This window comes from Dyella sp. (genome assembly GCF_035277725.1).
In the GTDB taxonomy this organism is placed as follows: Bacteria; Pseudomonadota; Gammaproteobacteria; order Xanthomonadales; family Rhodanobacteraceae; genus Dyella_B.
On the sequence record NZ_DATEJY010000069.1, the window covers coordinates 68,345 to 78,047 of the forward strand.

The following is a 9,703-nucleotide window of genomic DNA, read 5'->3' on the forward strand; positions in this document are numbered from 1 at the left end:
TATAAATCAATGAGAAAGGATGCTCTTTCCCGACCGCCAAAATCCAATCAAAACTCTCTAAAATGGCGAGGTCACGGAACGGGGGGATGTGTATGGACGCCGCACAAGCAGAAATACTCAAAAACGATCTTCTAGCAAAAGGAAGCATCGGTGACTGGAAGATCGAAGACTTCTACGGTAATGGAAAGTCGGCCGTAGTAATGAAAGCCAGCCTGGGGGACCAGACTGCGGCGGTAAAGGTCTTTCATCCCGAGCTTATAGAGCGATATGGGAAGGATGTACAACTCGAGCGAATTCTCCGAGAAAAGAGTCTCATCGGAGCCGAGCATCCAAATTTAGTTCGAATTTATGATGGTGGAGAATGCCCAGTCACCGGCTATTTGTTTGTCGTCATGGAAGCACTCCCCTATGACAGTCTTCACCAGCAAGTCGCCAGTATTCCTCTAGCGACAGTACCCCAAATTATTGCCCAAGTTGCTTCAGCAGCCAGATTTTTGGAAGACAGAAATCTGGCGCACAGGGACATCAAGCCGGAAAACATCGCGATCACCCCTGATTTTTCAAGGGCGATATTGCTCGATCTGGGAGTTCTTCGTCCCATTGGTGCGTCGGAGCTCACAGATGTTGATCAACGACCTTTTATAGGGACGTTACGCTACAGTTCTCCCGAGTTTTTGATGCGAGAAGAGCAAGACACGCTCGAGGGGTGGCGGGCTATAAGCTTCTATCAACTGGGTGCGGTACTTCACGACATGCTCATGAGGGTCCCGCTCTTCCACAATTTCACAGAGCCATTCACCAAACTCGTGGAAGCGGTGAAGTCCGAGACGCCTCAGGTGCATTCCGAAGACACCAGAAGTGCCGCACTGGCATCTCGGTGTTTGGTCAAAAATCCGAATACTAGATTGGAGCTCGTGAATTGGGCTGACTTTACTGAGATGCCCACCGACACTGAAGGCAATCTGATCGCTGCCCGTGAACGCATTCGGATGAGGCAAAAACTTGCTCAGGCTATCTTGCCAGCCAGCCAATCCCACTCAAATGAAGAGCAGCGTTCTCAGCGCCACGCGCTGGATGATCTATGCAATAGGCTTGAAACTCGCCTAGCCGCATTGATGAATGAACTTGGCTGCTTCCCCCTTAGAACTACCAAGTCAGAGAAGGATTCTAGCGATGGTTTCCGAACAACGATTTGCTTCGAAAAGGATGCATCTCTTGATCTTTCCCTCCACTTAATCGTAAGTGTGGAAGTCAACTTTATAGATCCGAATGGAGGACTCCCAATCTTTCGAGCGAGTTCGACTGCTTGGCTTTCCGGTGAAGCTGAATTCAAGCCTGACGAACATCCAACCATTCCTTTTTTTTCAGGTGAGGCACAGGCACTACTCGATAGCCCGAATTTGGAGAGACAGTTCATTGATGCTCTCGAACAAGCCTATGCGTTTAACGACAGTGGCAAGAATCTTCAGTCAGGCGGATGGTTTGAACTGAATATCCGTCACGAGGGTGAGTCACATGTCTAATACATGGTGGAAGGACGCCAACGAGCTGGTAAAGGAACAGGCTGATCTTCTTGACATCCCGACAGACAGGAGCTTGCTCATTCAGGGGCCACCAGGAAGCGGAAAGACCAACCTGCTCCTTCTCAGAGCCAACCAGCTTTATCTTGGCGATAAGCCAAACCTCCATGTTGTGGTTTTTGGTGGGCTTCTGAAAAGGTTCATTCAAATCGGTGGTGCTCAGTACAAATTTCCTCCAGAGAAAATCGTTACCGATACGCGTCTTTTTTCAGGTGTTCTGCAAGCTGAGCACGCTGATATCAATACGAAAGGCATGTCAATCACGGATGCCCGTGATGCGCGCATCACCCGAATAGAGCAGCTCTTAAAAGCAGGGAAGATTGGCAAGCCGTTCGAGGCGCTGCTGCTTGACGAAGCGCAGGACTATTCGCCACGCGAAATTCGAGCACTTCGGCAGATGACAGGTGTTCTCATAGCCACCGCAGATCCAAGGCAGCGAATTTATGATGTCGACGATTGCAATGAGGCCCTCGCCGCATGTACAGACCAGGTGTACCCGCTCAAATACCATTTCCGAAACGGTACCGAAATATGTCGCGTTGCTGACGGAATCTTCAAGGGTGACCTGAGTCATATCTCACTTATCAAGCACTCTAACTATAATGAAAAAGACTATCCATCCAAGGTGACGTTGAAGAAGTCGCTATCACTCAGTGAGCAGGCAACTGCTATAGCAACTCAGGTCACGGACCAAAGGTTCGCCTATCCAAACGATCTGATTGGTGTGCTGTGTCCTCTGAATGAAGATCTGGACGCCATCCAAGCAGGTCTTCATGCTGCTGGCCTTGGTGATTTTATAACACGAGCCAACTCTGAATATTTCGACCCATCCAAACCAGTCTGGCTCTCAACCCTTGCAGCTGCTAAGGGGCTGGAATTTCGAGCCGTGCATATTGCAGGGTTGGACAACCTACATAAGACAAGGGGTGTACAAAAGAGGCTCATTTATACCGGCATAACCCGCGCTAAGACTGCGTTAACCCTCTATTGGGACCGCTCGATACCCGGTTATCTGGAATCTGCTATTAGAGTCGCAGAGCCCGCGAAGGCGGTAACGACAAACAATATTTTCGGGAAAGCCTGATGATGTGGCACACAACACTCTCAAGACGGGATTTCGTCGAGCTCTGCATCGACAACGCTGGTGCCCTCAAGGCCAATATCGGTAGGTCAGAGGTTGTTGAAGCTGAAGTAAACACAGGGGCTGTTCATGCTTACTGGGACACCGAGCCGTCTCCATTCAATCTTCTTCCATCTCTCATCGTTGTACCTGATGGCGAGGTAAATCAGCTACTCACCGCTCTCCTTGCCAGTCCACAGTCACCTAGCCCCCTGACTTCACTGTGTCGTGTTCTTACTTCGAGCGAAGTTAAGGAGAATTTCTTCCTTTCTAGAAACGCCGTGCCGCGTTTTTGTTTCGCAATAACTATCTGCATGGCTCTTGCAGAGGCCATGATGCTATCCGACGGGCGCATCGGACTCCGGCAGCTAGCGCCTGCAACCTGCAAAAGAACCCTGTCATATGCCTGGAGCAAAGCCTTGGCGGCTGGAGTGTCCGCAAGCGTACTCGCGGAGCTATTTCCGCGATGGTTGGACGTATATAGCTTTATCCATTCAGATGAAAGTGCGTTCGAAGTACGCCGCAATGCAAGTGTTGTCATTCGCATGCTTACAACATGCACGCAGATCGGCTTAGAAACGATTCCCGACTTCGAGCCAGGCCAACTTGCCTATGCCATCTTCAAGGGTGATGAGGCACTGCAAGAGAACGTTTGGCATTCCATGTCGAAGAGAGCGGATGCAAAGGTTTCGCTAAGGCAATTCGCGACTTTAAACCGCGAAGCGCGCGGCATGTATCTGCAAGAGGCAATTCGTCATCTGGACTTGAACAAAGGTGACGAAAGTAGCGTTGCCGCTTGCGCGTTTATCGCAACACAGGTAGCCCCAGGTTCGTTGGAACACTTGGAGCTATTAAATAGCCTTCGACTACCTGGCTTGGTCCTTTGGTACGTGCTCTACGCGTCAATCCAGGCGCCGCAGCAAGTTCTGGCAATTCAAAACGGACTGGGTCATCGTATTCTCAGAGACGTAACCGTCCTCGAAAATTTGACTTCTCGTCCAGTCGCCGATGTTGCATTCAGTGAGCTCAAGGCCTTAGAACGGCTAGGCCCAGACGCACTTCTTCGCAAGCTTGGTCACACGAGTGAGATTGAGGTTGAACTTGTACCTTATGTGACCGCCAGCTTTACTTATCCATCCAGGTTGGCTCGCTCCCGAAACGAAATTGCTGGGCGGCAGATGAGCCTCGATGCTCCGGGCTATATGCCACCCGAGCCAAAGCACGGCAATTTGCTTGAGAAGCTGGATCAAGCCACGGTTCTTCTTAACCAGATTTCCCGCGAGTTGAGTGGAACGTCTGACTCGCCAAGCACACCTTCCCACCACCGGGCCAAGCGCAAATAGTAACACTCGCTGCCGTGTTGCTTCTGGTGTCCTTGCGCATGTTGATGCCAAAATTCACACTCCCTTCACATCCTGAAATGGTCCACTATGTGACGAGGGTCTCACTTAGGATCCGGGCAGTGACAATCTAAGGACACGACTGTAAGGGTCGAACACGCATACAGGGGGCTGTGAGCGTGAGTGGGAGATTTCAATTCAAGCAGGCTGACACCTTGATGGGGACGTCGAGGGGTGTCGGCTTTTGCACGTTAGGAAGGCAGGCTGGTCTTTTAGAAGCTCCTGCGAACTCATCGATCTTTGGTAAGTAATGCCAAGGGAGGACGAACTATGTCGAAGTATGTAGTGCATTACGAGATGCGAAAGGGAAATACATCCGCGTCTTTCTCGAAAACGGTTGAGTGCGAGACCGAGAGCACTGCCATCCAAATCGCTGAAGCTCAAGGTAGAAAGGACAGGCCTGGATATGATTTTAATTTGAAGCGTGTGGATAAGCGCTGACATGAAGCTTCCCTATTTCAAGCTGAAAGATGCTCTCGAAGAAGTAAAGAACGATTTTTCGTTCGGAAGTGGCACCGACAAGCTAGCTTCCATGTCCAAGCTTTTTGGGAAAACAGTTGCCAACGTTGGTCTTCTTGCAGTTGAGGCTGGTATTGAGGCGGTTAAAAGAGCGCCAGAAATTGCGGGAAATATGGCTAAGAGCAACTTGGACCAAAAGAGGCATCTCATGACTTCTGAGCAAATTGAGAAGCATGAAGAGATGATTCAAAGAGGTGAAGAAGCCCATCGTCATCGCATGGATAAAGAATAGTGTCCGAGCGATCACATTGAAGAAAGTAGAGTCGATTGTCGCTTTTGACAGTGGCTACGTAAATCAAGGGGGTAGAAATGGCAACGATGAAAAAAGCTACCAAAAAGGCTGCTAAGAAACGAAAGGTTGCTCCGCGCCGTCAGACTGTTTTGCACAACGACGGATCTATCGAGAATGCAGTCAAGCAAATCGAGAGAGTGTTCAATCTGCCTGTGGGAAGCGTTCGTTTGGAGTATCAAAGTGGCCGTAAGGCACGGAATAACAGCACCATCGGGAAACTTCGAAAGAATTGGAGCGACGAGAGATAAGTCCTACGGTTCGATGTTCAAGCAAGGGAGCGAAAAAATGAGCGATTTTAAACCTGGAGATGTGGTCCAGTTGAAGAGCGGTGGACCAGTGATGACCATCAAATTCATCGATGAGGATGAGGAGGCTTTTTGCGAATGGTTTGATAAAAAGGAAGAGCTGAAAGCAGGCCGATTTACCGTGCATCAGTTGATCCCTGCATCCCATTAGCTCTTCATGGCTTGAGAAGATCATGCGCTGGCAAGTAAAAAGACCGACGACTAGTCGCTGCGCTTTTTACTATGACAAGGAAAGTAGGGGAAGAATTTTTCAACGCTTTGGTACTGGATGGCCCGAAGTGTCGAAAGGAGGCGTGGCGTGCCGATACTGAACATCTATCTGCTTCGCGACCAAATCAAACGCCCCGATGACGCCATTGGGCGTCAGGGTAAGCACTACCCCATTGAAGACGGTCTATCCAAGTTAGGAGATTTGTACACCGCCCCAAAACCGGCCAAAAGTCCCAAATGGGCTGACCTCTTTGCGGACTACGTGGATCGCGATGACTTGGGAAAAACCCAATCGACGGGTGCTCTGTATATCACCAAGACCGACGGTCGTTTCTTTGCTCTAACGTTTGGGAACGGTCGGTTCATTCTTGACCAAGAAGCCATTGAAGAACGCTTTGGGTTGAAAGTTACATTGAACTCACTCGAAGTCGATGCACTTCGCAGTGTTGATAAGAAGACGTTCGATGCTGTGGACCAAATCAGCCGTGTGCAGGTTGGACAAACATCTGCTGCGCCTGAATTTGGCATTGACATTGACCGAGACCTAATAAAGAGCATCGTTGGCTATCCTGCTGATGCAGAGAACATCGGACGTCGATTGTCTGGTGCAGACTCTTTGAGCATCAGCATTGATGTGGACTTAAAAGGACTTCGTTCGTTACTGCGCCGTTATTTGAAAGCCTATCAATCGGATGCGTACAAGGAGCATTTCAGTTGGATAGATCAGATTCGCCAAGTCCGCCAAAGTGGACATGATGAAGAACGCCTCAATGGGCTTCTTCTCCAAAAATTGGAAGAGGCGAGGCAGGCAGATGGGCGTGTAGATGGATGTTGGATGGCGGTGCCTGATGTACTCGAATGGGCTTCTGTTGCGGGCTTTCGTTTTACGGGTAATCCCAAAGATGAAATGGCAACGGATCTCCATCTGCCGGGATTCCTTGGCACTGTTAAAGGTGTCGATGCTCTAACGATTGAGCTATTAAAACAACGAAGGGCATATGCGCTCAATGATGATTACGGAGAACTCCAGCATTGGAGCGTCTACAAATGCCTGCATTGTGAATTGACCGATGCAGGCAGGTCTTACTTGTTGTCGGGCGGGCAATGGTTCGAGATCAACAAAGATTTCGTCAAAGAAGTGGGTGATTTTTACGACGCCATACCCGTGTATGACCAGCCTCTCTTGGTGTACAACCATGATAAAGAGGCCGATTACAACAAGGCGTTGGTCGCATCTGACAAGGCCAAGTGGGCATTGATGGACTTAAAATCAATCAAAGTCGGTGGCATCTACGACAAGGTCGAGTTCTGCGATGTGTATGGCAAAGATGGTGAGATGCTACACGTCAAAAGATACGGTGGTTCCAATCTGCTTGGGCACTTGTTCAATCAAGGTCTAGTCTCTGGTGAGCTTCTTCGAGCACACGATAAGTACGTTGGCTTAGTTAACAAGAAACTTCCTGCGAGTCACCAGATTCAAGACGGCCAAGAACTTCCTCGGGATGTATCAGGCTACAAGGTTATTTTTGCCATCATCAGCCAGTCGGAAGAGCAGGGTCTGCATATTCCGTTCTTCGCACGGGTGGCTCTAAGGAACGTCCACAAACAACTCACTAGCCTTGGCTACAAGCACATCATGCTTGCAAAAATTGATTCAGACCCATCGCTAAAGACAAAGATCAACGTAAAGAAGGGTAAGGAAAAGAAGCTGGTCTGAAATGTTCTATCTGAGCTAACACTGAAATAAAAGGTGATTTATGGCAGTGAACGTTAGTGCATTGTTGCAAGAGTTATCCAAGCGCGCCAACTTGATTGCATCTGGACAGACTTCACCAGAAACGAGCGCCCTTGAAACAATTCTTGCTGCAGCGGATACGAGCGACGCAGAACTTTTGACGCACTTAGCTCATGCAGCCCGCGCTTGGGGTGACCACGCCGCAGCTGAACTTCTTGAGGCGCTAGCAATGGCGGTGCGGGAGCAATCCAGGCTCACGCCTCTGGACAAATGGATATGGGAGCCTGCAAGGTTAACGCCCGCGCCCGGCGGTCGGAAGCAGAAAGGTAGGTGGGTTCTGGTTCCGGCAACTTGACGAGTTGGCAAACGTCGCTACGGTGGTGGCTCTATCTAGAGATCATGCTCATATGTGCCACTCTCGTAACACTTGTTCTCTTCGAAAACACGCAATACGTCGTACGAAGTCTCGTTGTTTATCCAAAGGGATGTCTAGACGAATTGAAGCTGCTCATGAAGCTCTTGCTCTTAGCGTGGATGAACCAGAAAACGTAGTGGCCTACTTTCGTCATTTTGGGTGGGAGCTTAGATCTTCTAGGCAAGTTGGTTTTGAGGCTCAGTCAGGGACATGGTGGCTATGGTCACGGGATGATGAGCTTTGCTTTGACTGGTATGGCTTTCCCGAGCTAAACGATCTGGTGACGGCCTGGAATCGTTACGGTCCTGTGCATTTGCATTGGAGCTTTGTACGTCAAACAATTCAGCGCGTTTATCAACAAGGTACGCAAGATGTTCGGGCTGAGGTGCATAAATGGGTTGAAACGGGTGGGCGGTATCCCCCGGTGATTTTAGGTGCGGTGTCCGGCTGGAAGCGTCCTGAGAACTGGCTCAATGAGGTTGTGGCACTGGCTCCGCCGAGATTTTTTCTACGGCCAGCCTTTGGTGAAGTGGATGCCATACGTCAAGAGCTCAGAGACTTTATTGTGATGTTCGAGCGTTCGCAGTTAATGGAGTCACTTCCTCAAGCAAAGGGGTGCTCCCTAGCACGTCGATTGTGACCGGGCTATCCCCTCGCTAGATTGATAGGTGGGATTTCAGACAATACGGATCTCTTACAGTTAAGGCTTAGGTAAGTCAGCGGATGAAGGTAAGTGGCGCTGATTTAAAGGAAAAGGCTAGAGCGCGTCTTAGTGTTCTCCGAACACGACGCTCAAAGCAGAGGCAAAAGCAGTAACGCTAAGCGTTCAAGAAAACGCCACCGAATTTGGTGGCGTTTTGCATTGAACCTTATCGCATCGGCAGTGGATGGGAGGGATGTGACTCATCAGTTTCCGTGGCAGATGGCTGGGCGAATGCTCGTCATGAACGCTTGAACCTGTGGCCCTGCAAAGGTCAGCATTGCCCAGGTCAGCCCCATGAAGATCGCTGCGCCGATGAGCTTGCCACTTGATGAGGTCTTGCCCAGCCATTGCTGGACGGAGTTGTCGCTATCGAGGAAGTACTGTGTGAGGGAGCGCAGAGAGTGTGGCATCAAAAGGAGCAGGGAGATGACCATGCCTAGCGCTGCAAAGAGGTTCTCCGATGAGACGGACTCACCATAAGCATTCAAAGCACACCAGAATGTATGTGGACCATCGGCCTGGCTGACAATTTCAGCAAGCTTTTCTGGGTAGTGTTGCCAGGTGTTGTAAGTGAATGCGGTCAGCACACCAGACAGGGTGAAGGTCCCGGACTCTTGCCAAGGTCGCTCAATGGGTTGCTTGTACAGAAGTTGGAGCGCCACCGACACCAAGGGAAAAATGGTCCCAAGCCCTCCCAGAATCATCGCGCCTGCGTAAAACTCGTCGGCATACTTCGTAAAAAAGTAAGTTGCGATGACTAGAACGATGATCCCGACGATTCCATAAGCAAGGGGGTGTACCTCGCTTTCCGAATTCCTGTGACCACCGTTGTTGTTCGTAATGCGGTTCTTTTGAACCACCACCGTATTGCCCGTACCGATGGCCACGCCATCACCACTGACATTGATGCCACTGACGTCTCTTGCCATTTGATTCCCCACTGTCACAGGCCTATTCCTGCGTAGGACATGTCTGACAGGGTTCTGTCTCGTGGCTTGAGACACCCCAAAAATTCTCTTTGGAAATTTTATTTCCGTGATGGGGTTGACAGAATTGTGGATTCTGGTTGGATGGGGCAGATGCTAAGGCATCGCACACAGGTCAAGGATTGATCTAATGCTTTACTGTCATGGAGGACAAATGGAAGTACATGCTCACGCTCGCCCCCACCTCGAAACCCACACCCGTTCTCAAGGCCACTCAGCCATCGCCGGTGCTGCGTATCGCCTCGGTTTGAAACTCGTCGATACACGTACGGGCATTTGGCACGACTATCATCGAAGATCCGTCCGAGGGGAAATCGTCTTAGCGTTGACCATAGCTCCCAAAGGTTCGCCCGATTGGGCGGTGAACCCGCAGGAAGTGTGGGGGCGGGCTGAAGCCAGCGAGCGACGCCGTGACAGCCAAGTGGCGCGCGATTTTAG

Annotated in this window: 9 protein-coding genes; 8 read left to right on the plus strand and 1 reads right to left on the minus strand. The window is 50.2% G+C overall.

Features of this window, described 5'->3' with window-relative positions; genetic code table 11:
- Positions 1 to 92 precede the first annotated feature (92 nt).
- From VJR68_RS06870 to VJR68_RS06900, 7 genes are all read left to right on the plus strand, one after another.
- Positions 93 to 1,523 carry a protein kinase domain-containing protein gene (locus VJR68_RS06870; protein ID WP_324146923.1) on the plus strand — a complete coding sequence of 477 codons (1,431 nt, stop codon included), beginning with the start codon at positions 93 to 95 and terminating at the stop codon, positions 1,521 to 1,523.
- Complete coding sequence (locus tag VJR68_RS06875) at positions 1,516 to 2,664, plus strand: ATP-binding domain-containing protein (RefSeq protein WP_324146924.1); 1,149 nt, start codon at positions 1,516 to 1,518, stop codon at positions 2,662 to 2,664. Before VJR68_RS06870 ends, VJR68_RS06875 begins: the two co-directional genes overlap by 8 nt.
- Positions 2,664 to 4,043 carry a hypothetical protein gene (locus VJR68_RS06880; RefSeq protein WP_324146925.1) on the plus strand — a complete coding sequence of 460 codons (1,380 nt, stop codon included), beginning with the start codon at positions 2,664 to 2,666 and terminating at the stop codon, positions 4,041 to 4,043. The genes VJR68_RS06875 and VJR68_RS06880 overlap by 1 nt, the downstream gene beginning before the upstream one ends.
- 499 nt (positions 4,044 to 4,542) lie before the next feature.
- Positions 4,543 to 4,851 (plus strand): hypothetical protein, encoded by a 309-nt coding sequence (locus tag VJR68_RS06885; RefSeq protein WP_324146926.1) that lies wholly within the window; start codon positions 4,543 to 4,545, stop codon positions 4,849 to 4,851.
- A gap of 345 nt (positions 4,852 to 5,196) precedes the next feature.
- Positions 5,197 to 5,367, plus strand: coding sequence for a YodC family protein (locus VJR68_RS06890; RefSeq protein WP_324146927.1), 171 nt, complete (start codon positions 5,197 to 5,199; stop codon positions 5,365 to 5,367).
- Between the two features lie 147 nt (positions 5,368 to 5,514).
- On the plus strand, positions 5,515 to 7,143 hold the full coding sequence (locus tag VJR68_RS06895) for a DUF6119 family protein (protein WP_324146928.1): 1,629 nt from the start codon (positions 5,515 to 5,517) through the stop codon (positions 7,141 to 7,143).
- 548 nt (positions 7,144 to 7,691) lie between these two features.
- Positions 7,692 to 8,216, plus strand: a complete 525-nt coding sequence (locus tag VJR68_RS06900) for a hypothetical protein (protein WP_324146929.1) — start codon at positions 7,692 to 7,694, stop codon at positions 8,214 to 8,216.
- Positions 8,217 to 8,482: 266 nt separating this feature from the next.
- Here VJR68_RS06900 and VJR68_RS06905 read toward each other — a convergent pair whose 3' ends face one another.
- Entirely contained in the window at positions 8,483 to 9,208 is a 726-nt protein-coding gene (locus tag VJR68_RS06905) for a hypothetical protein (RefSeq protein ID WP_324146930.1), read from the minus strand.
- Between the two features lie 211 nt (positions 9,209 to 9,419).
- Between VJR68_RS06905 and VJR68_RS22030 the strand changes: the two genes are divergently transcribed.
- On the plus strand, positions 9,420 to 9,703 hold a 284-nt coding region (locus VJR68_RS22030; protein ID WP_414647749.1), incomplete at its 3' end, for a MobA/MobL family protein.